We start from the raw sequence: 25,003 nt of genomic DNA, 5'->3' as shown, positions 1-25,003 counted from the left end.
TGGGGCCGCGCAGCGGAGCCCGGAATCCAGAGCCGCGGATGGTTCAGAAAAAGACGATTCGTATTCCGCTTTATTCTTTCACACCTGCGGTTCTGAATTCCGGGCTCCGCTGCGCGGCCCCGGAATGACCCGGAGAGTTTGAGAGCCTGTTTGAGCAGGATTTCTACCGAATATTTGAGGCAGATGGGATCATCCTACCCGCTAACCTCATCCTGAGGTGCGAACGAAGTGAGCCTCGAAGGAGGGCTCCAGGGATCGCGAAGACTTCTGGAGCCCTCCTTCGAGGTCAGTCGATCTGCGATCGACTAACACCTCAGGATGAGGTCGCGAGAGGGATGAAAAGGTCCTTGCAGCCAAATTTTCGCAAGTCAAACAGACTCTGAGATTCGAAGAGTTCAATCAATCAGAATTCCATGAATAGATCGCGGATGGGATAGACAATTTCATCGTGATGCGGTTCACACCAAAGCATGCGCCCCGCCGGCCAAGCCGACGATCAGTCCGAAACAGGCGAGCGTGACGAGAGCCGCCGCCGGGCCCGGCAGGCCGAGGATCGCCCGGGCGGCGCGGCCGTGCAGCCACAGCAGCACCACCGCGAAGGCGGCGGCCTCGATCGCCGCGAGACCCGGCGTCGCGAGGCCGAGCAGCAGCAGGCAGCCAGGCAGCGCCAGGGCGACGAGACCCGCCGCGAGCAGCCAGTTGGTCACGACCACGAAGGGAACGTAGGCCCGGGTGCGGCCGAGGCGGCGCAGGAGCACGATCATCGCGAGCGGCACCGCCAGGAACGCCGCCGCCAGCCCGGCGAGCAAGGCCGCCGTCACCTGATCGAGCTGGAACGGCGACGTGCCGGCCCCGCGCTCCAGGAACAGGGCCACCGTCACCGCAGGCGCCGTGAGCCAGACCGCCCCGAAGGAGCGCCAGAAGCCGCGCTCGCTCACGTCGAAGTGGCGCAGGGCATCCGGCCGGCGGCCGATCAGCCCGGCCGTGCCGCGTAAGGACCGGGTCACCTCGTCAGCGCTCACGAACATCAGCGGCCTCAGGAGGAAGTCGAGGCCGCCAGATTCAACTTTCGTCTAAGACCGGTCAAGCCTGACGCTGCGTCGCATCCTCGCCGGGGAAATAGGCGTCCAGCACCCGGCCGACGATCGCCGCGAGCCGGTCGAGATCCGCGACCGCCACCCGCTCGTCGACCTGGTGCATCGTCTGCCCGACGAGGCCGAACTCGATCACCGGGCAGGCATCCTTGATGAAGCGGGCATCCGAGGTGCCGCCGGTGGTCGAAAGCGCCGGCCGGCGCCCGGTCTCGGCCTGGATCGCGTCCGCCACCGTCTCCACGAAGGCGTCGGGCTGGGTCAGGAAGGCGACGGAGTTGGTCGGGCGCACGTCGAGGCTGTAGCGCACCCGGTTGCCGGCGGCCGAGGCCAATCGGCGGTCCAGCTCGGCGGCCAGGGTCTCGGGCGTCCAGAGGTCGTTGAAGCGGATGTTGAAGGTCGCTCGCGCCTCGGCCGGGATCACGTTGGTCGCCGGGTTGCCGACATCCATCGTGGTGAATTCGAGGTTCGAGGCGTCGAAATGCGCCGTTCCGGCATCGAGCGGCGCGGCGAGCAGACCCTGCGCCAGGCGCAGCAGGCCGGGGATCGGGTTCTCGGCCCGGTGCGGATAGGCGACGTGGCCCTGCACGCCATGCACGGTGAGGGTGGCGGTGAGCGAGCCGCGCCGGCCGATCTTGATCATCTCGCCGAGGGTGTCGGGATTGGTCGGCTCGCCGAGCAGGCAATGGCTGAACCGCTCGCCCCTCGCCCGCGCCCAGTCGAGGAGCTTGACGGTGCCGTTCACCGCCGGCCCCTCCTCGTCGCCGGTGATCAGGAACGCGATGGCACCGCCGAAATCCGGCCCGCGCCGCTCCAGGAAGGCCAGCACCGCCGCCAGCATGCAGGCGATGCCGCCCTTCATGTCGACCGCGCCGCGGCCGAACAGCTCCCCGTTCTCGACCGTGCCGGCGAAGGGATCGTGGCGCCAGGACGCGGCGTCGCCGGGCGGGACCACGTCGGTATGGCCGGCGAGCAGCAGGCACGGGCCCGTCCCGATCCGGGCATACAGGTTCTCGATATCCGGCGTGCCGGCTTCCGAGAAGACCGGGCGCTCGACCGTGAACCCGGCCGCCGTCAGGATCCCGGCCAGATAGGCGAGCGCCCCGCCCTCCTGCGGCGTCACGGAGGGACAGCGGATCAGCCCCTGGGCTAGGCTGAGGGGGGAATGCGGATCGGTCACGGGGCAGCCGGTGGTTCGAGGGCGGATCGGTTGCCGGGAGCCGTAGCGCCGAAAAGCGGGATTGAGAACCGCCGCCGTCGAGGGCCTTCCCCGCGCCCGGCCTCTCGCTTACATCCTCCCGGATGAGCGCCCTCAGCCCCGACGAGATCGAACGCTACGCCCGCCACATCGTGCTGCGGGAGGTCGGCGGTCCCGGCCAGGTCCGGCTCAAGGCGGCCCGCGTGCTGGTGATCGGCGCCGGGGGCCTCGGGGCGCCGCTGATCCAGTACCTGGCGGCGGCCGGGATCGGCACGATCGGCCTCGTCGACGACGATACGGTCTCGCTGTCGAACCTCCAGCGCCAGGTGATCCACGGCACGCCCGATCTCGGACGATTGAAGGTCGAGAGCGCGGCCGAGGCGATCGCCCGGCTCAACCCGAACGTCCGGATCGAGACCCACGCGACCCGGCTGACGCCGGAGAACGCCGAAGACCTGATCGCGGCCTACGACCTCGTCGCCGACGGCTCGGACAATTTCGCCACCCGCTACGCCGTCTCGGATGCCTGCTACCGCGCCCGCCGGCCCCTGGTGACCGCGGCGCTCGGCCAGTTCGACGGCTCGCTCACCACGATCCGCGCCCACGAGACCGGGCCGGACGGGCGGCCGAACCCGACCTATCGCTGCCTGTTCCCGAGCCCGCCGCCGGCCGGCTCCGTCCCGACCTGCGCCGAGGCCGGGGTGCTCGGGGCACTCGCCGGGCTGATGGGCTCGCTGATGGCGCTCGAGGTGATCCGCGCCGTCGCAGGCTTCGGCGAGCCCCTGGTCGGCCGGCTGCTGATGGTCGATGCCCGGTCCTTGCGCTTCGAGACCTTGTCCTATGCCTGGGATCCGGCGAATCCGTTGAGCGGGACGGACCAGTAAGGCCCGTCCCGAGATCAGTCAGGCGGCCCGGATCTCGCCCAGGAAGCCGTCGACCTCCCGCTTGACCGTCAGGGACTGGGTCGCCAGGTCGGCGGCGGCCGAGAGCACCTGCGAGGCGGCACCACCGGTCTCGTCGGCCAGCGAACGCACGCGGGCGACGCTCGACGAGACGTCCTGGGTGCCGCGGGCGGCTTGCGTGGCGTTGCGCGAGATCTCCGCGGTCGCGGCGGTCTGCTGCACCACCGTCGCCGCGATGGCGCCGCTGATCTCGTTGAGCGCCGCGATCGTGCCGCTGATCTGCCGGATGGCGGTGCCGGCCCGATCGGTGGCGGCCTGGATCGCCGTGATCTGCCCGCCGATCTCCTCGGTGGCGCGGGCCGTCTGGCCGGCGAGCTCCTTCACCTCGGCGGCCACCACCGCGAAGCCGCGGCCGGCATCGCCCGCCCGGGCCGCCTCGATCGTGGCGTTGAGCGCCAGCAGGTTGGTCTGGCTGGCGATGGCCGAGATCGTGGTGACGGCGGCCCCGATCTGGGTCGCGGCGGTGCCGAGGCTCGCCATGACGACGTTGGTGGCGTCGGCCTCGTGGGCGGCGTGGCCGGCGACCTCGCGCGAATGGACCACCTGGCGCTCGATCTCGCGCAGGGAGGCCACCATCTCCTCGGCCGCCGCCGCGACGGTCTGGACGTTGGCCGAGGTCTCCTCGGCGGCGGCGCTGGAGGCGACCGCCTGGGCGTTGGTGCCGTCGGCGACGTGGGTCATCGAGCGGGCGGTCGCGTCGAGTTCGGAGGCGGCCGAGGTGACGATCTCGAGCGAGCCGGCGACCCGCTGCTGGAAGGCGGAGATGAGGCAGTCGACCCGGTCGGCGCGGCGCTGGCGGGCGGAGGCCTGCGCCTCGCGGTCGGCCTCCAGGGCGAGGCGCTCCACCGCGTTGCGGCGGAAGATCTCCACGGCGCGGGCCATCTCGCCCATCTCGTCAGTGGCGTCCCGCGACGGGATCGCGACATCGGTCTCGCCCGCGGCCAGGCGGGTCATCGCCCGGGTCATGCCGGCGATCGGACGGGTGAGGCTGCGGGCGATCAGCATGGCGAGGACGAGGCTGAGGCCCAGGATGAGGACGAGCAGCACGACCTGGACGCGTTTCGCCGTCGCCATCGTGGCGTCGCTGCGCAGGGTGATCTCCTGGACCACGCCCTCCAGCTTCTCCCGTGCGACCGCGCCCGAGGCGGCGATCGCGTCGGCTTTCGGCTTGATGCTCCGGGTGAACAGGTCCTGGCTCTCCAGCATCGCGGCGGCCGCCGCCGTGATGTGCCGGTTGAGGCGCTGCAGGGTCTCCTCGACGGTGCCGAGGTCGCGCCGCTGCGCCGGCGTCAGGCTCAAGCCCTTCAGCTTCGCGATCGTCGCCTCGGCATTGGTGAATTGCGTGGCGGAGAGCACGCGCGTCTTCGGGTCGGTGGTCGCCAGGAAGCGCCAGTTCATCACGCGGAACAGCAGCAGGGTGCGCTCGATCTCCACCGCCTGCGCCAGGACGGCATCGTCCCCGCCCGACCGGAGCTGGGCGACGAGGGCGCCCGAAGCCTTGGTCAGGTCGTCGCCCGCCGTGTAGACGCCGGCCTTGTTCTCGCGGATCTGGGTCCCGAGCACGATCACCCGCGGGACCTCTGCCGTGAGGCTTGTCGCCTGAATGCCGAGGTCGCGGTAGAGCCCGCGCCGCTCCTCGGTCATGGCCCGCTCGGCGAGTCCGTCGGCGAGCTGGACGATCTCCGACAGGCTGGAGCGCAGGGCGGGTTCCGCCTCCGGCGTCTGCATGGTGCGGAACGTGACCGCCTGGAGGGTGAAGCGGTCGATCAGGCCGTTGAGCGTGAAGAGTTCACGGGCCGCCTGCTCGATCCGGCCCTTGGCCCGGTAAGCCTCCTCGAGGCTGTCGAGCTGCCGGTAGGAGAAGCCGCCCATCACGGCAGCCAGGAGCGCCAGGAGCGTGAAACCGCCATAGAGGCGCGCACGCATGGGGATTCGCATCGGTGTCGTCCGCCTCGCCGAGGGGTAGGTGGCGCGACGCTAGGGCAGACTCATAAAAGAACCGGTTAATCGTCGAGAATCCAAGCCCGTACGAAAAAATTTTCCGCCGACAGTAGACGAATCCGCTTCGAACTCGGAAGACATCGGCATCCGAAGTCGATCTCAGGATTGAGCGACGTGATGCGTATATTGCGAAGAGGTGCCACACATGACGCGGCACCGAAATGCCCGCCCTTGAGGCTTGATGCACAAAAATTGCACAGCACAGGGACCAGCTGACCGTGGGTCGCGTACTCGGGTCGATGCCTTGCCGGAGACGACGGAGCCAGGAAACCGGCTTGCGCGGTCTCCGACGGCCCTGCCTCGGACGCGCGAGATCCGGCCCGGTCGCCGCATCACGGCGCTCCGAGCCCCCGAGGCCGGTTCAGAGCACGGCGCGGGAGGCCCCGCTCGATGTGCGATCCCGTCCTCGGGATCCGTTCGAGGGATTCGGCCGCATCGACACCCGCGATCGTCACGCGGGGACCGAGGCGGAACCCAGAAGGACATGAATGTCCGCGGCGGCCCGTCAGGCCGCCGTACCCAGAGCCGGATCGGGCTCGCGGAAGAGGGTGCAGCATCCCTTGCCCGAGGTTTTCGAGGCATAGAGAGCCTGATCCGCCCGCAACATCATCGCCGCGAGAGTCGAGCCGTCTTCCGCGATGCCGATGCTCACGCCGATCTTCGCGGAGAGATTGTCGTCGATGGCGAAAGGCACCGCGATCGCCGCGACGATCCGGTCGCCGACCCGCTGCGCCGCTCGCCGATCGATCTGGGCCGCCAGCACGAGAAATTCGTCGCCGCCTAGACGGCAAACCGTATCGTGCGGCCCGACCACGTCGCGCAGACGCCGCGCGACCTCGCGAAGCACGATGTCCCCGGTCCCATGACCGAGGCGGTCGTTCACCTGCTTGAAGCCGTCGAGGTCGAGATAGAACAACGTCGGACGCCGACCGGTCGCGTGGAGGGCGTCGAACGCCTCCTCCAGCCCGCGGCGATTGGTGAGACCCGTCAGCGGGTCGGTGACGGATTGCCGGCGGCTTTCCATCTCGCCTTGTATCGCCTGGATCGTCGCCGCCCGATTCTGGTTCATGATACTCCAGTTCATGAGCACGAACACCATCGTCTGCACCAGGATCAGCGGGATGAACTCTGGATAGACGCTCGTGAACGGGACTTTGTAGCTGAGATCGATGATGAGCACCTGCATCATGGCATAGCGGCGTGCCGCGAAGTTCCGACCGGTGATGCCGCCGATGGCGCCCAGGCCGGAGGCCAGCGCGACGATCGACATGGCGACGTCCGCCGTCGTGACGACCAGGGCGCTGGTCGCCCCGAGCAGGCCGGCCCAGAGCAGGCCGCAGGCGAAGAGGGGACCCGACGACGCGTTCACACGCCCCAGCAGGGCGACACGGGTGACGAGGAGGAACAGATCGGCGAGCGCGATGGCCGCAAAAACGGGATTGTCGGTACGAAAGTAGGCGACGGTGGCCACGGCGATCGTGTTGATGGCCCCGACGACCAGCGCGATCTTCGACGTATAGAAGTATGATCGCAAGCGCTGCTGGACCGGGCCGGGAAGCTCGCTCCCGACGTCGGCGATCCACCTCATCAATCGGTTCCGGGGCGGGAGATACATGACGTGGCCGTGCCCTGAAGAGGAATTAATTCCGCAATACGATACGCCTCATGCATTAAAAATACTTTTATTTCATGAATTCTCTTTTTTAATGAAGTTAAAATAAATTGAATAGAGACAGACTGTCCATGCCGAAGCGGCAACGCGTGCATGAAATAATGCCTGTCCTAGGCAGGCGATAATTATGACCGAACGGGCCGCCACCCGACCTTACGTTTCTTTGTGCGGCCGATTTATCTCAACTCCGATGCCGAAGCATTCTCCGACGACGTGGATATCGGTTCGGCGCGGGAAATGCTCCGAAAGCCGAAGATATGAAGATCGTCACGGTCGCTCGGCCACGGCGCACGACCGGATCGCTCGTCCGGGTTCCGGGCGTTTCCACTCGCGACCTCATCCTGAGGTGCTGGCGATCGAAGATCGCGGGCGATCTGCGACCACCTCGGCACGAGGGTGGGGGTGGAATGTCCCCCTGGCCGGCGGGCTCCACGCCACTGGCGTGGGCAGTGGAGCCGCACCGGGAACCAGTACCCGATCGTCTTGCCCCTGCATCATCGTCCTTCGCCGAACCGGTGACCGTTCCGGCGAATGATACCAATGGCCCAAGATGCTGACGCATCGGGCCATTGAGCCATCTCGAATTGTCTATGCCAAGCCGGAGGCTTGACGACAATTCGAGAACGGAATCAAAGGTCGTGTCCAACGACCGTTGGTATGAGGCTCGGGAGGTCGTCAGCGCAGCGGCGGCAGCGGCGGCAGGGCGGGCAGCCCCTGCTCGACCTTGTCGAGGCAGCACTTCTTGAACTTCTTGCCGCTGCCGCAGGGACACGGATCGTTGCGGCCGACATCGCGGTAGGGATTGCGCTCGGGGATCGGGACACCGTCGTCGTCGAGCTTCGGCAGGTGGTCGTAGGCGCCCTCGCGGGTATGCTCCAGCGCCGCGACAGGGTCGTCGAGGTAGTCGATGCGGTAATTGGCGAACCGCGCCCGGCTCTTGGGCTGCAGGCGAGCCTCCTTCAGCGTCTCCTGCACCGTCTCCCAGTCGATGAAGAGGTCGGTATTGCGGCCATCCTTGCGCGCCGCCTTGAGGCGGGGCGCGAGGTCGTCGAATCCGAGCAGGGCGACCGCGTCCTCCCAGCCCTGCCACGCCTCCTCGCTGTCCCCGCCCAGGCGCTCGGCGTCGAAGCGGACCAGGAAGTCCCGCACGGTCTCCCGGTCGATCTCACCGTCGGCGGTCAGCAGCGCCAGGGCATGGAACAGCTCCATCCGCGTGAGGCCGTCCGGCACCTCGCCGGCGATCGCGGCGAGCAGGCGGTCGACGTCGCCGTCGAAGGTGCTGGCGACGATGCCCGGGAGCGTGACGTGGAAATCATCGCCGAGCGCTGACTCGACCGTGTCGTCGTCGCGGCGCAGCAGCCGCATCAGCGGATCGTAGATCCGGCCCTCGCCGACCGCGGCCAGGACGTGGATGCCCCAGAACAGCACGTTCGATTCGGCGTCGTTCAGCGGCTCGGTGCCCTCCTCGATGCCGGCATCGGCGGCGCGGATAAGGAAAACCATGACCGGCAGGAGGATCGCGTCCGGATTCGCCATCGCCCGCCGCAAGGCCGCCTCCGGCAGGTGGACCGCCGCAGCGAGTTCCCGAATCAGATCTGTCTCGGCCATCGCTCCCCCCGTCTTCCGCCCGGCCGGCACCGCCGGATATCGGCTGGAGTCCCTCACGATCGCGATACAATCGTGAAGGACTCCAGGTCTCTGGATTTTGCCGATATTCGCCGACGAACCGGTATCCGCTTCGCCGGAGAATGCCCTCGTCAGCCCCGCAGGGTCGCGCCGGTCTTGCGCGTCACCTCGGCGACGATCTTCTGGCTCACCGCCTCGATCTCGGCGTCGGTCAGGGTGCGGTCGGTCGGCTGCAGCCGCACCGCCACGGCGACGGACTTCTGGTCCTCGCCGATTCCGGCGCCTTCGTAGACGTCGAACACCTCGATTGCCGTCACCAGGGTGCGCTCGGCGGCTTGCGCCGCCTTCAGGATGTCGCCGGCCGCGACCTTGCGCGAGACCACGAAGGCGAAGTCGCGGGTGAGCGGCTGGAAGTCCGGCAGGTGGGCCGCCGGCTTCATCTTGGTCGGCCGGTACTTGGGCAGCGGCAGGGCGTCGAGGGTGATCTCGCAGACCACCACCGGGCCCTTGACGTCGAGGGCCTTGAGCACCCGCGGGTGCAGTTCGCCGAAGACGCCGACGGGGTTGCGCGGCCCGAATTGCAGCGTGCCGGAGCGGCCGGGATGCAGCCAGTCCGGCCCGCCGGCCACGATCTGGAGGCCGCCGGTCGGCACGCCGAGGGAGGCGAGCAGCGCGAGCGCGTCGGCCTTGGCCTCGAAGGCGTCGACGGGCCGTGCCGCGCCGTCCCAGTGCCGGCCGGCGCCGCCATGGCGGGCGGAGCCGCGGCGGAGCGCGGTGGCCTTCGTGGTCTGGCCCTCGGGCTGGTCGGAGGAAAAGCACTGCCCGACCTCGAACAGCGCGACGTCGCCGTATCCGCGGTCGGCGTTGCGCTGGGCGGCGCGGGCGAGGCCCGGCACCAGGCTCGGGCGCATGTCCGACAGGTCGGCGGCGATGGGGTTGGCCAGCGCCAGTTCCGGCTTGCCGCCGCCGAACAGGGTGGCGTCGTCATGCGCGATGAACGACCAGGTCACCGCCTCGACGAGGCCGCGGGCGGCGAATTCGCGCTTGGCCTGCCGGGTGCGCTTCTGCATCACCGTGAGGACCGGGCGGATCACCGTCGCGTCGATCCGCGGCAGGGGCTTGGGCTCGATCCGGTCGAGGCCGGCGATGCGGATGATCTCCTCGACGAGGTCGGCCTTGCCCTCGACGTCGGGGCGCCAGGACGGCGAGAGCACCTTCACCCGGTCGCCCGAGCCGGCGACGTGGAAGCCGAGCGATTCCAGCGTCACCTTCATCTCGGGCCGCGGCAGGTCGAGGCCGGACAGCCGGCGCACCTCGGTCCACGGGAAGTCGATGATGCGGTCGGTATCCGGCACCTCGCCCGACACGGTCGCCTGGCTCGGGGTGCCGCCGCAGAGCTCGAGCACGAGCTTCGTCGCGAGATCGAGGCCGGGCAGGGCGAAGGCCGGGTCGACCCCGCGCTCGAAGCGGTAGCGCGCATCGGTGACGATGCCGAGGCGCCGCCCGGTGCGGGCGATGGTGAGCGGATCCCACAGCGCCGATTCGATCAGCACGTCGGTCGTGCCCTCGTCGCAGCCCGAATGCTCACCGCCCATGATGCCGGCGATCGACTCGACGCCGTTCTCGTCGGCGATGACGATCGCGCCGTCGTCGAGCCGGTAGGTCCGGCCGTCGAGGGCCACGATCTCTTCGCCCTCGCGGGCGCGGCGCACGGTGAGGTCGCCCTTCACCTTGGCGGCGTCGAAGACGTGGAGCGGCCGGCCGCGGTCGAAGGTGACGTAGTTGGTGATGTCGACGAGCGCATTGATCGGCCGCAGGCCGATCGCAGTCAGCCGCCGGCGCATCCATTCGGGCGACGGCCCGTTCCTGACGCCGCGCACCAGCCGCAAGCCGAAGAGCGGGCAGAGATGGGCGTCCTCCGGGGCGAAGTCGCGGGTGACGGAGACCGGGCAGGCCCCCTCCCCGCGCACCGGCGCCAGCTGCTCGCGCTTGAGCGTGCCGATGCCGGTCGCCGCCAGATCGCGGGCGATGCCGGAAATGCCGGTGCAGTCGGGCCGGTTCGGCGTCAGGTTGATCTCGATCACCGGATCGTCGAGGCGGGCGAAGGTGGCGTAGGGCTGGCCCACGGGCGCCTCGGCGGGCAGGTCGAGGATGCCGTCATGGTCGTCCGACAGGCCGAGCTCGGCACCCGAGCACAGCATGCCCCGGCTCTCGACGCCGCGGATCACGCCCACCGACAGGGTGATGTTCTTGCCCGGCACGTAGGTGCCCGGGGGGGCGAACACGGTCTTCATGCCGGCCCGCGCGTTCGGCGCGCCGCAGACCACCTGCACGGGCGCGCCCTCGCCGGTATCGACGGTGCAGACCCGCAGGCGGTCGGCGTTGGGGTGCTGCTCGGCGGTGAGCACCGCGGCGATGCGGTAGGCCGACAGCGCCGCCGCCTTGTCCTCGACGCGCTCGACCTCCAGCCCGATGCGGGTCAGCGTCTCGACGATCACGTCGAGGGAGGCGTCGGTGTCGAGGTGGTCCTTGAGCCAGGAGAGGGTGAATTTCATCGGGATAAAACCTCTCGGCTCAGGCGAGCCGGGCCTTGGTGATGAGAAGGACGGCCAGGCGGCGGCACTGGTCGTCGTCGAGGGTTTCGAGGTCGGCCACGGCCTGCTTGGCACGGGCCACGACGTTGCGGGTCACGTCGCGATGGATGTTCAGGCTGGGCGGGCTGTAATCCGCCTGATGCCGGCGATCCTGGAGGTAGGCGAAGGCTGCGCTGATCTCGACGACGATCGATCCGAGTTCAGCCGCCTCCCGCCCGGCCAGGCGCCTTCGGATCTGGCCGTGGTCGAGGAGCCGGTAGACCGGCTCGGTCAGCGCCGGATCTCGCCGCCAGAAGCCGAGGGCGCGCGTGCTCACGAAGCAGAGACCGTGAAACACCGCATAATACGCAGAGCTGACGGCACGGCGCATCGCGGCCTTCTGCAGGTTGCGACGCCCCCGCTGGTCGGCGAGCATCTCGGCGACGACGAGGAGATCGTAGACGAGGGGATTGCCGAGCCGCGCCATCACGCGTTCACTTCCGAATCCCGGTCATCCCGTTCCCGATCATCGTCGTCGTCGTCCCCGAAGATCTCGTCGTCCGGATAATCGAAATCGAGATAGGGGAAGCGCTCTTCCCCCTTCTCGCGCAGGGCGAGCCAGAGCGCCGCGTTGGCGGCGTTGGATTCCTTGCCCCCGGTCACGCCGGAGCCCGGCTTCATGTGCGCGACGACGAACAGCGAAGGCTCGTCGGACTGGTTGTAACCTGGGCGCACCTCGACCCGCTCGTACCCGGACGCGGTGAGATACCGGGTCAGGATCTCGTCGGCGATCGTCGTGATCTCGTCCACGGTCATGGTGCGCCTCGCGCAAATGCCTCTGCGGGTGTGTCTCTCAGCCGGTCAGGCCGCCGACCAGGCTCGGGATGTCGAGGGGCCGGAAGCCGTAATGCTCGAGCCAGCGGACATCCGCCTCGAAGAACGGGCGCAGGTCCGTCATGCCGTATTTGAGCATCGCGATCCGGTCGATGCCCATGCCCCAGGCGAAGCCCTGGACGCTGTCCGGGTCGAGGCCGCAATTGCGGAGCACGTTCGGGTGGACCATGCCGCAGCCGAGGATCTCGAGCCAGTCGTCGCCCTCGCCGAAGCGGATCTCGCCGCCCTTGCGCGAGCACTGGATGTCGACCTCGGCCGAGGGCTCGGTGAAGGGGAAGAACGACGGCCGGAAGCGCATCTTCACGCTGTCGACCTCGAAGAACGCCTTGCAGAATTCCTCCAGGATCCACTTCAGGTGGGAGATATTGGCCTGCTTGTCGATCACCAGGCCTTCGACCTGGTGGAACATCGGGGTGTGGGTCTGGTCGGAATCGTGCCGGTAGGTGCGGCCCGGGCAGATCACCCGGATCGGCGGCTGCACGGAGCGCATGGTGCGGACCTGCACCGGCGAGGTGTGGGTGCGCAGGAGCTTGCGCTTTCCGTCCCGGTCGGGCCGCAGGAAGAAGGTGTCGTGCATCTCCCGGGCCGGATGGCCCTCGGGGAAGTTGAGCGCGGTGAAGTTCAGGTCGTCGGTCTCGACGTCCGGCCCCTCGGCGATCGAGAAGCCCATGTCGCCGAAGATCGCCGTGATCTCGTCCATCACCTGGGTGATCGGGTGGATGCGGCCGCGGGTCTCCGGCCCCTCGCGCACCGGCAGGGTCACGTCGATCCGCTCGGCGGACAGCCGCGCCGTCAGCGCGGCTTCCGCCAGCGTCTCGCGCCGCGACTGGATCGCACCCTGGACCCGGTCGCGCAGGCCGTTGATCAGGGGCCCCTGCTCCTTGCGGGCCTCGGGGCTCATGCCGCCTAAGGTCTTCAGCAGCTCGGAGACGGCGCCCTTCTTGCCGAGGGCGGCGACGCGCACACCCTCGAGCGCGGCCTCGTCGGCGGCGCCAGTCACCTGGGCGAGAAGATCGGTTTCGAGGCTGGTGAGATCGGTCATGGTCTGCTCAATCGGGCTCGCGGATGCCCTGCAACGCGTCGCCCCGCCCCGTCAACCCGGAGCACCGGAAACGACCCGCGCAACGCAAAACGGCCCGCGCGGGCGGGCCGTGATGGTGGTCTCTTCGAGGGGCCCGCGCGAGGGTGCGGGCCCGGGCGCAACCGGCGTCAGGCCGCCTTGACGAGCTCGGCCGGCAGGACGGACTTGGCCTTCTCGACCACGGCGACGAACGCCGCCGGCTCGTGGATGGCGAGCTCGGAGAGCGCCTTGCGGTCGACCTGCACGCCGGCCTTGGCGAGGCCGTTGATGAAGCGCGAATAGGTCAGGCCGTGCGGACGGACCGCAGCGTTGATGCGCTGGATCCACAGGGCGCGGAAGTTGCGCTTCTTGTTCTTACGATCGCGGTAGGCATATTGCATGCCCTTCTCGACCGCCTGCTTGGCGATCCGGATCGTGTTCTTGCGCCGGCCGTAATAGCCCTTGGCGGCCTTGAAAACCTTCTTGTGCTTGGCGTGGCTGGTCACGCCGCGCTTGACGCGGGCCATGGTGATCTCCTGGGAATTCTACGAAACAGATTTTCGGACGAAGCGTCTTCTCGAGCGAAGCCAGTTCTTACCGGGCGTTCGGCAGGAAGTACTTCTTCACGTTGGCGGCATCGCCCTCGAACAGGGTGGTCGTGCCGCGCAGGTTGCGGATCTGCTTCGTGGTCCGCTTGATCATGCCGTGGCGCTTGCCGGCCTGGGCGTACATGACCTTGCCGGTCCCGGTGATCTTGAAGCGCTTCTTGGCGCCCGACTTGGTCTTCAGCTTGGGCATTTTGCTCTCCTGACGCGAACTCCACCGGGGATCCGCCACGGGCGGGCCCCGACGATCGCGCTCGATCGATGGTGTGGAGCGACACGAACCGCCACGGCAGCCCTCACGGCCGGGCGGTTCAGCGAGGCGCGCGCTATAGCAGGCCCCAGGGATTCACGCAATCGTCGCATCGTCGGGCGACACATCCCTGTGTGAGGCGGGAACCGTCCGGCCCTCGCACTGGCGTTGTGCGCCGCAACGGAACCATAAACGTGCCCACGCGGTTTCGTTCATGTCCCGCTCAGGCCCCATCCTGTTTAAGTCCCGCCAACGTGAACCGCCATCGTTCGGCGTCCCAGGAGATTTGCTCGTGCGCATTGCCCAGGTAGCCCCTCTCGCGGAGGCCGTTCCGCCGAAGTTCTACGGCGGCACCGAGCGTGTCGTCTCCTGGCTCACCGAAGAGCTGGTCCGGCAGGGCCACGACGTGACGCTGTTCGCGAGCGGCGACTCGGAGACGAGCGCCAAGCTGGTCGCCTGCTGCCCGGAAGGGCTCCGGCTCGCCGGCATCCGCGACCACGTCGCCAGCCACCTCGCCATGCTCTACCACCTGCGCCGGCGGGCGGACGAGTTCGACATCATCCACTTCCACATCGACCTCCTGCAGTACCCGCTGTTCGAGGAGTTCAACCACAAATGCGTCACCACCCTGCACGGGCGGCTCGACGTGCCGGACTTCATGCCGGTCTACCGCACCTTCACGGGCATGCCGCTCGTGTCGATCTCCGACCACCAGCGCGGGCCGATGCCCGAGAACGCCAACTGGCTCGAGACGATCCATCACGGCCTGCCGGCGGAGAATTGCCGCTTCTCGCCCAACCCGAAGGACGGCGGCTACCTCGCCTTCCTCGGCCGCATCTCCCCTGAGAAGCGCCCCGACCGCGCGATCGAGATCGCCAAGGCTTCGGGCGTGAAGCTGAAGATCGCCGCCAAGGTCGACAAGGCGGACCAGGAATACTGGGACGAGGTCATCGAGCCGATGACCCATCACCCGCTGGTCGAATATATCGGCGAGATCAACGAGGACCAGAAGCACGAATTCCTCGGCAACGCTCTGGCGCTCGCCTTCCCGATCGACTGGCCGGAGCCTTTCGGCCTGGTGATGATCGAGGCGATGTCGGCGGGCACCCCGGTGATTGCGTGGCGCAACGGCTCCGTGCCGGAGGTCATCAAGGACGGCGTCTCGGGCGTCGTGGTCGAGTCGATGGACGAGGCCATCGCGGCGGTCGAGACCTGCAAGGCGATGAGCCGCGAGGGCGTGCGCCGCTACTTCGAGACCCGCTTCACCGCGAGCGTCATGGCGCGTTCCTACGTCGCTGCCTACGAGTCGCTGCTCGCCGGCGACCCGGACGCGATCAAGATCCCGGGCCTGACCCTCGGGGCGCCGGCCGCCTTCAACGGCGTGGCCAACGGCGCGGCGCATCCGGCGCTCCGCGCGGTCTGATCCGCCTCGCAGTCCTGACGAAGAGGCCCGGTTCCCGCGAGGGGGCCGGGCCTTTTTGCTGGCGCGAATGACTTCGGCTCGCTCGACGGTCCTCGTACCCTCCGCGTCATTCCGGGGCTGCGCAGCAGAGCCCGGAATCCAGAAACTCGGTTGGTAAAGAACGAGGCGGGCAGGTCTTCGCTTGATCCTGAACTCGCAGCGGCTCTGGATTCCGGGCTCCGCTTTCGCGGCCCCGGAATGACGCGGAGTGTGTAGAATCTTCGGGAGCTAACCTGCACAGGCTCCGACGTTGCGCGCGGCTCGGACCGACCTGCCCGAAATCCGGGCCGGTCCGACGTCGCCTCCCCCTGGCGCCCGCCGCATGATGGCCCACATTCGCTCTAGCGTGGGGCCAACCCGCGAATCGCCGCGGGCTCCGCCGCCCCGCTGCCCCCGGGCATCCGTCCGGAGCCCCGAGATCTCGCCCCGATCCCCGTGACACCTCGCGCCGCGACGCCTCGCGGAGCGAAGCCCCAAGGAGTGAAGCCGTGCCGATGGTCGCGACCGCCCCCGACGACGAGACGCTGCCGCAATACCACATCGAGGCCCAGACCTCGCTGGTCGAGCGCCAGCTGCGCTCGCTCAAGCACGGCGACGCCTTCGCGGTGCTCGACAGCTACGGCGATATCGGCGTCTTCCCCGGTCCCGAGGGCCTGTACTTCCAGGATACCCGCTTCCTGTCGCGCCTGGAGCTGACCGTCGAGGGCCAGCGGCCGATGCTGCTCGGCTCGGTGGTGCAGGACGACAACGGCGCCCTCTCGGTCGACCTGACGACGCCGGACATCCGGCTCGATGCCGGCGACGAGACCAGCATCCCGCGCGAGATCATCGCGCTCGAGCGGACGAAATTCCTGTTCCGCGGCACCTGCTACGACCGGATCGGCCTGCGCAACTACGACACCAAGCCGCGCCACCTGCGCGTCGCCTTGAGCTTCGACGCCGACTTTCGCGACCTGTTCGAGGTCCGCGGCAGCGACCGGGCCCATCGCGGCACCCGCAGCGTCGAGGTGACCGGCGCCAACGAGGTGACCTACCGCTACGACGGCCTCGACAAGCGCCTGCGCACCACCCGCCTGCGCTTCGGGCCGAAGCCCGCGCGGCTGGAGGCGCACAAGGCCGAGTTCGAGGTCAAGCTCGCCCCGGGCGGTCGCGCCTCGATCTTCGTGCGGGCGATCTGCGACACGGTCGATCACAGCCGCGACGGCGAGGCGGTGGTCGGCAGCGCCCTGCCCTTCACCCATGCGGCCTATCCGAGCCCGCGCCGGGAGGACGGCCACCCGAAGGGCGAGGGCATGACCTTCGCGCTCGCCTATCGCGACGCGCGACGCGACCTGCGCAAGGCCACCGCCAACATCACCACGATCGAGAGCTCGAACGACCAGTTCAACGAGGCCGCCTGCCGCGCGACGGCCGACCTCTACATGCTGCTCAGCCGCACGCCGAACGGGGTCTACCCCTATGCCGGCATCCCCTGGTACAGCACCGTCTTCGGCCGCGACGGCATCATCACCGCCATGATGACGCTGTGGATCGACCCCGAGATCGCCAAGGGCGTGCTGCGCCACCTCGCGGCGACGCAGGCCACCACGGTCGACCCCGCCGCCGACGCCCAGCCCGGCAAGGTCCTGCACGAGACCCGCAACGGCGAGATGGCGATCCTCGGCGAGGTGCCGTTCAAGCTCTATTACGGCACCATCGATGCCACGCCGCTCTTCGTGATGCTGGCCGGCCAGTATTACGAGCAGACCGGCGACCTCGCGACCATCAAGGCGATCTGGCCCAACCTCCTGGCGGCGCTCAACTGGATCGACGAATACGGCGACCGGGACAAGGACGGCTTCGTCGAGTACGCCCGCGAGACCGAGAAGGGCCTGGCCAACCAGGGCTGGAAGGACAGCCACGACTCGATCTTCCACGCCGACGGCCGGATGGCGCAGGGCCCGATCGCGCTCTGCGAGGTCCAGGGCTACGTCTATGCCGCCAAGAAGGGCGCCGCGAAGCTCGCCGCCCTGCTGGGCGACGAGACGCTGTCCGAGCGCCTGAAGGGCGAGGCCGAGCGGCTGCGCAAGGCCTTCGACGAGAAGTTCTGGCTGCCCGAGATCGGCACCTACGCCATCGCGCTGGACGGCGAGAAGCGGCCTTGCGCCGTGCGCTCCTCGAATGCCGGCCACGCGCTCTTCACCGGCATCGCCTATCCGGAGCGGGCCGAGAGCGTCGCCGCGGTGCTGATGTCGAAGGACGGGTTCAACGGCTGGGGCGTGCGGACCATCGCGGTCGGCGAGGCGCGCTACAACCCGATGTCGTACCATAACGGCTCGATCTGGCCGCACGACAACGCGCTCGTCGCGCTCGGGCTCGCCCGCTACGGCCTGAAGGCGGAGGCCGCGCGGGTGTTCGAGGGCCAGCACGGCGCCTCGCTCTATCAGGAGGGTCGGCGGCTGCCGGAGCTGTTCTGCGGCTTCATCCAGCGCAAGCAGCGCGGGCCGACCAATTATCCGGTGGCATGCAGCCCGCAGGCCTGGGCGGCGGCCGCACCCTTCGCGTTCCTGGCCGCCTGCCTCGGGCTCGAACTGCGCCACGACCGCAACCGGATCCGCTTCCGCGATCCAATCCTGCCGTCCTTCCTCGACGACGTGCTGATCCGCAACCTGAAGCTCGGCGACAGCCATGTCGACCTGCTGCTGCACCGCCACGGCAGCGACGTCACGGTGAACGTGCTGCGCCGGACCGGCGACGCGCAGGTGGTGCTGCTGAAATAGGCCGAAAAAAAGCGATGGGCCGGGACATGCCCGGCCCTTCGATGCTCCCCGCGCGGGCTCTCTCGAGAAACCCGCGCCCGGAGCGTTCGGTGATCCGTACCGCGCCCTGTGACGCAGCGCGGATGCAGGTCCGTCGCTCTTAGCGCGGCGCCAGGATCATGATCATCTGGCGGCCTTCGAGCTGCGGCTCGCTCTCCACCTTGGCGATTTCCTGCGTCTCCGACTTGACGCGCTCGAGCAGGCGCAGGCCCAGATCCTGGTGCGCCATCTCGCGGCCGCGGAAGCGCAGGGTCACCTTGACCTTGTCGCCTTCCTCGAAGAACCGCTGCACGGCCTTCATCTTGACTTCGTAGTCGTGCTTGTCGATGCCGGGACGGAGCTTGATCTCCTTGACCTCGACGGTCTTCTGCCGCTTGCGCGCTTCGGCCTGCTTCTTCTGCTCGTTGAAGCGGAAGCGGCCGTAGTCGAGAAGCTTGCAGACCGGAGGCACGGAGTTCGGCGCGATCTCGACGAGGTCGAGGCCCGCCTCTTCGGCGACCTGCAACGCCTCGAAGAAGCCCATGACACCGCGGTTCTGGCCGGTATCGTCGATGAGCTGCACCTCGCGGACGCCGCGGATGTCCCGGTTCGCGCGCGGCCCGTCTTTCTGCGGGGCCGGCATGGCTCTCATAGGTCTGCGAATGGCTTCATTCTCCTCAATCATGTCGTCCAGCGGCGGCCCGCCGACCGTGCCCCTCCGGGACCGATCACGAACCACCGCGCGGGTAGACTCCGGTGTACACTAGCACCTTGGCCAGATTGCCCGATTTGTCAACTCACGGATGCGAGTCCTGGTTGCCGGGCGCCTGACCGGCCGGCCATCACAGCTTCGCGAAGACAGGTCCGCGCGAAGCCAGGTCCACGACGCGGCGGCCGATTCCGGCCGTCCGGCGCCCGCTCACGGCCCCTCCCCTGCGGGGGTCCCGTCGAGCAAGTCCGCATAGACCGCCAGGGTGTCGGCCAGCATCAGCTCGAGGGAGAAATGCGTCTCGACGTGGCGGCGGGCGCGGCGCACCAGGGCGTCGCGGGCGCTGGCCCCGAGCTGCAACGCCTCGGCGACGGCGCCGGCCAGCGCCGTCGCGTCGCCCGCCGGCACCCGCCAGCCGGTGCGCTCGTGCGCCGGCACCTCCGGCGGGGCCAGCACCGTCTCGGGCACGGCGCCGAGATCCGAGACCACGACCGGCGTGCCCAGGGCCTGGGCCTCGACCGCGGAACGGCCGAAGGCCTCGGGCTCGGTCGAGGGTACCGCCACCACCGAGGCCGCCCGGTAGGCGGCCGGCATGTCGCTGCAATGGCCGACGCGCTTCACCGAGCCCGCGAGCCCATGCGCCGCGATCATCGCGTCCAGTTCGCGCAGGTAGGCGGTCCGTCCCTGCGGATCGCCCGCCAGCACCACGGTGAACTCGGCGACACCCTGCGCGCGCAAGGCGGCCGCCGCCTCGATCAGCACGCGGTGCCCCTTCCAGGGCGTGAGGCGGGCGGCGAGCAGCACCACCCGCTCGTGCGGGGCGACGCCCCAGGCCCGGCGCAGGGCCTCGACCCGCTGCGGCGCGACCTGGGCGGGCGCGAAGGCCGCGAGATCGGTGCCGCGGTGGATCACCCGCACCCGGTCGCCGGCGACCTGCGGAAAGAGGCGCCGGATCGCGTCGGCGGTGAAGTGCGAATTGGCGATCACCACGTCGCCGCGCGCCATCACCGAGTTGTAGAGGAGCTTTGCCGGCGAGCGGCCGGCATAGCTGCCGTGATAGGTGGTGACGAAGGGGATGCGCAGCCGCCGCGCGGCGCCTAAGCCCACCCAGGCCGGGGCCCGCGAGCGGGCATGGATCAGGTCGACCCGCTCCGCCCGGCAGATCCGCATCAGCCGCCCGACATGGAGCGCCATGGCAAAGGGGTTCTTGGATCGCGCCGGGAACGGCACCCAGGCGCCGCCCTTGGCCTGCAGCTCGCCGACGAGGCGCCCGCCCTCGGTGGCGACGAGCGCCCGGGCGCCCGCGGCGGCGAGCGCCGCCGCCACGTCGACGGCGGTGCGCTCGGCGCCGCCGGCGTCGAGCTCCGGGATGATCTGAAGCACGGTGCGGCCCGCCAGCGGATGGCTCGCGGCCGGGAACGGCGTGGCCTGGCTCGACGGCATGGGACTCCGGGTCAGGGTTCTGATCGCAGCACTCGCGGCATGACGGCACCCGCTCTGCGCAGGAATCGACGAAGGCCGGCGAGAGGCCGACCGGATCTCACACAGGACCGCCGGCCGTCTCCGGTGTAGAAGCCGGCCGGCACGGTCCGCTCACGGACGATGCATCAAGGTCGCCCTGTCGTGTTGCGGATCGGTAAACCTTGGGCACCGGGCGGCCGCGACCAGGGTTGCCCACGGAATAACGGGGATAACGTCATGCACGAGCACACGGCGGCAGCACCGCGCCCACCCGCCACCCTGCTGGACGTGCGGGGCCGCCGCCTCGCCACCCTGGTGCGGCCCGGTGCGGGACCGCCGGTGGTCTGGCTCGGCGGCTTCCGGTCGGACATGCGCGCCACCAAGGCCGAGGCCCTGGACGCATGGGCGTCGCGAAAAGGCCGCGCCTTCGTGCGCTTCGACTATACCGGCCACGGCGAATCGGAGGGCACCTTCGCCGATTGCACGATCTCGGACTGGCTCGCCGATGCGGAAGGCGTCATCGCCGCCCTGGCGCCGCAGCGCCCGGTCCTGGTCGGCTCGTCGATGGGCGGGTGGATCGCGCTCCTCGCCGCCGCCAGGGTGCGGCCCGCCGGGCTGGTGCTGATCGCGCCCGCGACGGATTTCACGGAGGTGCTGATGTGGCAGCGATTCCCGGAGGAGATCCGCCGTCAGGTGATGGAGAACGGGGTGTGGCAGCGCGAGTCGCAATACTCGCCCGAGCCGACGCCGGTGACCCGGGCGCTCATCGAGGACGGGCGGCACCACCTGATGCTCGGCGGCCCGATCGATCCGGGCTGCCCGGTCCACATCCTGCAGGGGATGGCCGATCCGGACGTGCCGTGGCCGCATGCGATGACGCTCGTCGAGCGGCTGCCGGAGACGGGCGTGGTCCTCACCCTGACCAAGGAGGGCGACCACCGTCTCTCCGGTCCCGCCGATCTCGACCGCCTGGTGGCGGCGGTCGAGGGGATCGCGCCCAGGGAAGGCTGACGCCCTCCCGATCGGGTGGTCAGTGGACGCTGACCGCCTGCAGATCGTGCGCCCAGGCATTGGCGAAGGCGGCGTCGCGGCTGTCGGTGAGCAGGATCGGGGCGCCGCTCGCCGAGAGCACGGCGAACAGGTCGAGGCCGGGGGTCAGGTCGGGGGCCTCGGGGAAGAGGCGCTTGACCTCCTCCGAGCGCATGGCGCGGATATAGGCCACGTGGCCCTCGCCGAGGGCCGCGAGCGCGGTGGAGTCCATGGTCGGGGTGTTGTCGGACATGATGCGCCCTCCTCTGAAAGGCAGCAGGACGGTGATCGGCTGAGGCCCCGAAGCGGCCCGCCGACCGGTGTACGGATGATATGGGGACGGTCAGTCGCCGTCGCGCGACCCGATGTCGATCCGTCGCACGATGCGCTCCGGCTCGGGCCGGGCGAGGTCGATCGACAGGAGTCCGTTCGACAGGTCGGCGCCCAGCACCTCCATGCCGTCGGCGAGCAGGAAGGCGCGCTGGAACTGCCGGGCGGCGATGCCCCGGTGGAGGAAGGTCCGGCTCTTGTCGTCGGCCTGCCGGCCGCGGACGATGAGCTGGCTCTCCTCCAGGGTCACGTCGAGCTGGTCGCGGGTGAAGCCGGCCACGGCGAGCGTGATGCGCAGCCGCTCGGGCTCGCGCTCGGTCCGGGGCAGACGCTCGATGTTGTAGGGCGGGTAGCCGTCGTTGGCGGCCTTGGCGACGCGGTCGAGCGCCTGCTCGATCTCGTCGAAGCCCAGCAGGAACGGATGCCCGAACGGCGAAGGACGCGTCATGATGTCGGCGAAGCCCTGTTGCGGAGGCACTTCGTGGGCTGTCCGGGCCCGCATCCGCAGCGCCCGTCGGGGCCGACCGCAACTCCGCCGGCCCAGGTCACGATATGAGGAGCCGGAGGGTCCTCATCAAGGGCGGGGCCCCGCCTCTCGCGCGCTCAGCGCTGCATCGCGCCGGTGAGCCGCTGGCTGATCCGTTCGCGCAAGGCGCCGGGCAGTTCGAGATCGACGAGGCGCCAGGTCCAGCCGCGCAGGCGAAGGCGAAGGCGGAAGCGGTTCTCGATCGGCCGGTCCGGCGGGTAGCTCACCACCATGCCGCGAAAACCCCGCGGCTCGGCCGAGCGGAACAGGGCGAAGAGCTGGCTGAACGTCGAGGCGTTCAGGCCGAGGCCGTCCTTCCTCGGGGCCTCCTGAGTGGACGGTTCGTGAGGGGACGCCGTCGTGTCGCCGGGCGCGCCGTCGCGGGGGGCACTGTCGCGGGGGACATTGTCGCGGGCGAGGCCGGCGCGCACCGGCCAACCGTCGTCGAGGAGGTCGATCAGCGTCTCGGGCGTGACCAGGGATTCGACCAGCGGCCCGGCGAGCGCCCCGCTCGCCTCGGTCAGGATGGTGCGCTCCCGGGGCGACAGGTCGCGCCGCGCCGCGATGGCGTCGACCGCCGCGGCGAGCGCCTGCTTGGTCAGGGACAGCCGCAGGGTGCGGAAGTTCACCCGCTGCTCCAGGGCCGTCGCATCGTGGGCATGCACCGCCTGCGAGATGCGGTAGAGCGCCAGATAGGGCGAGGCGCCGTAGGCGATCCACGCGACGAGGATCGCCAGGCCCGCGAGCCACCAGCGCGTCATGCCCTGCCGCCGACGTGGACGCGCACGGGGCCGGTCACGCCGGACGCGCGAGGTGGGCGAAGGCGGCGATCACCTGCTCGTAGACCGGGCGCTTGAACGGGATCACCAGCGCGGCGAGGTTGGCCAGCGGCTCCCAGCGCCAGCCGTCGAACTCCGCCTTGTGGGCGCCGCCGCCCGGCCGCAGGATGTCGATCTCGCGCTCGTCGCCCTCGAAGGCGAAGGCGAACCACTTCTGGGTCTGGCCGCGGAAGCGCCCCTTCCAGGGCTTGCCCTCGGTGAAGGTCGGCAGGTCGTAGGAGTACCAGCCCGGCGCCTCGGCGAGGAAGCGCACCGAGCCCGGCGCGACGCTGGTCTCCTCGTAGAGCTCGCGCAGGGCGGCCTCGCGCGGCGCCTCGCCCTCGTCGATGCCGCCCTGCGGCATCTGCCAGGCATAGGCGCCGAGATCGCCGGAATCGTACCGCCGGTGGCCGGCGAAGACCAGCCCGTCGCGGTTGAACAGCGTGATGCCGACGCAAGGCCGGTAGGGAAGGCTGGCCAGCGCGGCCTCGGGACGGTGGTGCGATGCCATGGGGCGACCTTAGAGCAAATTCCCGTGAAGGGGACCGGATACCAGGCGGAAAATGACGCGACGGGGCCTCGAGAACGCGACGTGCCGTATCATACGGTGTCCGACGATCGCGTCGCGATGCAAAAACCGGCGCCGCTCAGGAGCCGGAGCGCAGGGCCCGGCTCGCCGGGACCAGCAGGATGCCGCGGGATTCGAGGTCGCGCGACCAGCGGGCGATCCGGTCGATCGAGAGCGGCAGGGCGGATGCCGAGCCGAGCGCGAAGCCGGACTTGCGCGCCGCCTCCTCCAGCCGGGCGAGCTCGCGGTCGATCGCGTCGGGGCGCGGCACCGCGTCGACGACGATGTCGGCTCGCGCCACCGGCACCTTGGCCTTGCGGCCGACATCGCGGGCGAGCGAGCGCGGCGAGGTGCCGTCGTCGAGGAAGCCGAGGCCGCGCCCGCCGATCTCGCGCAGGACCGGCTCGAGGGCGGCGCTCTCGCTGGTCAGGCGCGCACCCATGAAATTCATCACCCCGACCGCGCCGGGCACCCGGGCGAGCACGAAGGCGAGCCGGTCGAGATTCTCGGCCGGCTTGCCTCCCGCCAGCAGGGTCTGGGGACCGGGATCGTTGTCGGGATAGTCGAACGGCTCCATCGGCGCCTGGACCAGCACCTCGTGCCCGGCCTCTCGGGCGCGGGCGGCGCTGCGGGTCACGTCGGCGCCGTAGGGCGCGAAGGCCAGGGAGATGGCCGGCGGCAGCCGCTGCACCGCGTCCTGGGTCGCCGCCTGGCCGATGCCGAGGCCCGACACCACGAGCGCGATGCGGCCGGCCACCGCCCCGCCCTTCTCCAGCCCCGAGGCCTCGGGCCGGGCATAGACGTCGAGGGCCTTCGCGCCGTCCGGGCCGATCTTCGGCAGGGTGCCGTAGCGCCCGCGCTCGGACAGGCGCGGATCGGGGGCGGGTGCAAGCTGGATCGGGCCGTTGCCCGGCACCCGGATCACCACCGAATCCGGCGCGCCGGTGCCCTCCGGGCGGGTCACCGCGACGCCCGAGGCCCGCTCGACCTCGCCGGCGCTGCGGCTGGCCGGATCGGGACGGGACGGGATTGCGGGCTCCGGCACCGGGGCGACGGGCGCCCGCACCTCCACCGTCGCGATGGCGTAGGGCTCGCCCGCGAGGGGATCGTCGCTGAGGACGAGGAAGGCGGCGAGCGCGAGGACGCCCGCGCCCAGGCCGGCGGCGGCGACCACGCGGGGTCGCAGGGCGGCGCGCCAATGCTGGAGGCGCGCAGACGCTTCGTCCCTCAGCCCGAGGGGACGGGTCAGGATGGTGTCGGACGCGAGCGGCACGGTCGTGAGGTCCCGCGACCGTGTCGCTGCCAAGAAAGCGGAAGGCCCGCAGCGCCGGTCGTTACCGGCATTGCGGGCCTTCGCGGTAAACGCGGCGTTAAGACCGCCGCAGGACGTC

The 25,003-nt window shown here is 69.7% G+C and carries 22 protein-coding genes; 4 read left to right on the top strand and 18 right to left on the bottom strand.

Annotation, left to right across the window (positions count from 1 at the left end):
• Positions 1–458: 458 nt before the first annotated feature.
• Both F1D61_RS03795 and dapE read right to left on the bottom strand, forming a co-directional pair.
• Positions 459–1,028 carry a hypothetical protein gene (locus F1D61_RS03795; RefSeq protein ID WP_203156578.1) on the bottom strand — a complete coding sequence of 190 codons (570 nt, stop codon included), beginning with the start codon at positions 1,026–1,028 and terminating at the stop codon, positions 459–461.
• A 55-nt stretch (positions 1,029–1,083) separates the two neighbouring features.
• Positions 1,084–2,271: a succinyl-diaminopimelate desuccinylase gene (gene dapE / locus F1D61_RS03790; RefSeq protein ID WP_203156577.1), complete on the bottom strand. Its 1,188-nt coding sequence runs from the start codon at positions 2,269–2,271 to the stop codon at positions 1,084–1,086.
• A gap of 122 nt (positions 2,272–2,393) precedes the next feature.
• On the opposite strand from dapE, the gene F1D61_RS03785 reads away from it, so the two are divergent.
• Positions 2,394–3,173, top strand: coding sequence for a HesA/MoeB/ThiF family protein (locus F1D61_RS03785; protein WP_203156576.1), 780 nt, complete (start codon positions 2,394–2,396; stop codon positions 3,171–3,173).
• An 18-nt stretch (positions 3,174–3,191) separates the two neighbouring features.
• Here the strand turns inward: F1D61_RS03785 and F1D61_RS03780 are convergent, their stop codons facing one another.
• The 9 genes from F1D61_RS03780 to rpmI form a co-directional block, all read right to left on the bottom strand.
• Positions 3,192–5,177 (bottom strand): methyl-accepting chemotaxis protein, encoded by a 1,986-nt coding sequence (locus tag F1D61_RS03780; RefSeq protein ID WP_246775696.1) that lies wholly within the window; start codon positions 5,175–5,177, stop codon positions 3,192–3,194.
• Between the two features lie 580 nt (positions 5,178–5,757).
• Entirely contained in the window at positions 5,758–6,840 is a 1,083-nt protein-coding gene (locus F1D61_RS34770) for a GGDEF domain-containing protein (protein ID WP_203156574.1), read from the bottom strand.
• Positions 6,841–7,599: 759 nt separating this feature from the next.
• Positions 7,600–8,532: a DUF1186 domain-containing protein gene (locus F1D61_RS03770; protein WP_203156573.1), complete on the bottom strand. Its 933-nt coding sequence runs from the start codon at positions 8,530–8,532 to the stop codon at positions 7,600–7,602.
• Between the two features lie 149 nt (positions 8,533–8,681).
• Positions 8,682–11,105 (bottom strand): phenylalanine--tRNA ligase subunit beta, encoded by a 2,424-nt coding sequence (gene pheT, locus F1D61_RS03765; protein WP_203156572.1) that lies wholly within the window; start codon positions 11,103–11,105, stop codon positions 8,682–8,684.
• Positions 11,106–11,124: 19 nt separating this feature from the next.
• Positions 11,125–11,613, bottom strand: coding sequence for a hypothetical protein (locus tag F1D61_RS03760; protein ID WP_203156571.1), 489 nt, complete (start codon positions 11,611–11,613; stop codon positions 11,125–11,127).
• Complete coding sequence (locus F1D61_RS03755; protein ID WP_203156570.1) at positions 11,610–11,939, bottom strand: hypothetical protein; 330 nt, start codon at positions 11,937–11,939, stop codon at positions 11,610–11,612. Before F1D61_RS03755 ends, F1D61_RS03760 begins: the two co-directional genes overlap by 4 nt.
• Positions 11,940–11,976: 37 nt before the next feature.
• Positions 11,977–13,059 (bottom strand): phenylalanine--tRNA ligase subunit alpha, encoded by a 1,083-nt coding sequence (gene pheS / locus F1D61_RS03750; RefSeq protein ID WP_203156569.1) that lies wholly within the window; start codon positions 13,057–13,059, stop codon positions 11,977–11,979.
• Between the two features lie 167 nt (positions 13,060–13,226).
• On the bottom strand, positions 13,227–13,604 hold the full coding sequence (gene rplT / locus F1D61_RS03745) for a 50S ribosomal protein L20 (RefSeq protein WP_203156568.1): 378 nt from the start codon (positions 13,602–13,604) through the stop codon (positions 13,227–13,229).
• 67 nt (positions 13,605–13,671) lie between these two features.
• A complete protein-coding gene (gene rpmI, locus F1D61_RS03740) occupies positions 13,672–13,875 on the bottom strand; it encodes a 50S ribosomal protein L35 (RefSeq protein WP_007561407.1) in 204 nt (67 codons plus the stop codon).
• Between the two features lie 349 nt (positions 13,876–14,224).
• On the opposite strand from rpmI, the gene F1D61_RS03735 reads away from it, so the two are divergent.
• Positions 14,225–15,355 carry a glycosyltransferase family 4 protein gene (locus F1D61_RS03735; protein ID WP_203156567.1) on the top strand — a complete coding sequence of 377 codons (1,131 nt, stop codon included), beginning with the start codon at positions 14,225–14,227 and terminating at the stop codon, positions 15,353–15,355.
• A gap of 533 nt (positions 15,356–15,888) precedes the next feature.
• Positions 15,889–18,153, top strand: coding sequence for an amylo-alpha-1,6-glucosidase (locus tag F1D61_RS03730; protein WP_203158914.1), 2,265 nt, complete (start codon positions 15,889–15,891; stop codon positions 18,151–18,153).
• Between the two features lie 139 nt (positions 18,154–18,292).
• Here the strand turns inward: F1D61_RS03730 and infC are convergent, their stop codons facing one another.
• Positions 18,293–18,814, bottom strand: coding sequence for a translation initiation factor IF-3 (infC, locus tag F1D61_RS03725; RefSeq protein WP_048430889.1), 522 nt, complete (start codon positions 18,812–18,814; stop codon positions 18,293–18,295).
• Positions 18,815–19,090: 276 nt separating this feature from the next.
• On the bottom strand, positions 19,091–20,323 hold the full coding sequence (locus F1D61_RS03720) for a glycosyltransferase family 4 protein (protein WP_203156566.1): 1,233 nt from the start codon (positions 20,321–20,323) through the stop codon (positions 19,091–19,093).
• A gap of 255 nt (positions 20,324–20,578) precedes the next feature.
• Here F1D61_RS03720 and F1D61_RS03715 point away from each other — a divergent pair, with 255 nt between their 5' ends.
• Positions 20,579–21,352, top strand: a complete 774-nt coding sequence (locus F1D61_RS03715; RefSeq protein ID WP_203156565.1) for an alpha/beta hydrolase — start codon at positions 20,579–20,581, stop codon at positions 21,350–21,352.
• A gap of 19 nt (positions 21,353–21,371) precedes the next feature.
• Here F1D61_RS03715 and F1D61_RS03710 read toward each other — a convergent pair whose 3' ends face one another.
• The 5 genes from F1D61_RS03710 to F1D61_RS03690 form a co-directional block, all read right to left on the bottom strand.
• Positions 21,372–21,623: a DUF1150 family protein gene (locus tag F1D61_RS03710; protein ID WP_203156564.1), complete on the bottom strand. Its 252-nt coding sequence runs from the start codon at positions 21,621–21,623 to the stop codon at positions 21,372–21,374.
• 90 nt (positions 21,624–21,713) lie between these two features.
• Positions 21,714–22,148, bottom strand: a complete 435-nt coding sequence (locus tag F1D61_RS03705) for an Hsp20 family protein (RefSeq protein ID WP_048430358.1) — start codon at positions 22,146–22,148, stop codon at positions 21,714–21,716.
• 155 nt (positions 22,149–22,303) lie between these two features.
• On the bottom strand, positions 22,304–22,987 hold the full coding sequence (locus F1D61_RS03700) for a DUF2939 domain-containing protein (RefSeq protein WP_203156563.1): 684 nt from the start codon (positions 22,985–22,987) through the stop codon (positions 22,304–22,306).
• Between the two features lie 34 nt (positions 22,988–23,021).
• Complete coding sequence (locus F1D61_RS03695; RefSeq protein ID WP_203156562.1) at positions 23,022–23,555, bottom strand: RNA pyrophosphohydrolase; 534 nt, start codon at positions 23,553–23,555, stop codon at positions 23,022–23,024.
• Positions 23,556–23,691: 136 nt separating this feature from the next.
• Positions 23,692–24,885, bottom strand: coding sequence for a divergent polysaccharide deacetylase family protein (locus tag F1D61_RS03690; RefSeq protein WP_203156561.1), 1,194 nt, complete (start codon positions 24,883–24,885; stop codon positions 23,692–23,694).
• Between the last annotated feature and the right edge of the window lie 118 nt (positions 24,886–25,003).

The organism is Methylobacterium aquaticum (genome assembly GCF_016804325.1).
GTDB classification, from domain to species: domain Bacteria; phylum Pseudomonadota; class Alphaproteobacteria; order Rhizobiales; family Beijerinckiaceae; genus Methylobacterium; species Methylobacterium aquaticum_C.
Note: the sequence above shows the minus strand (reverse complement) of the source record. Positions and strands in the feature narration are given on the sequence as shown.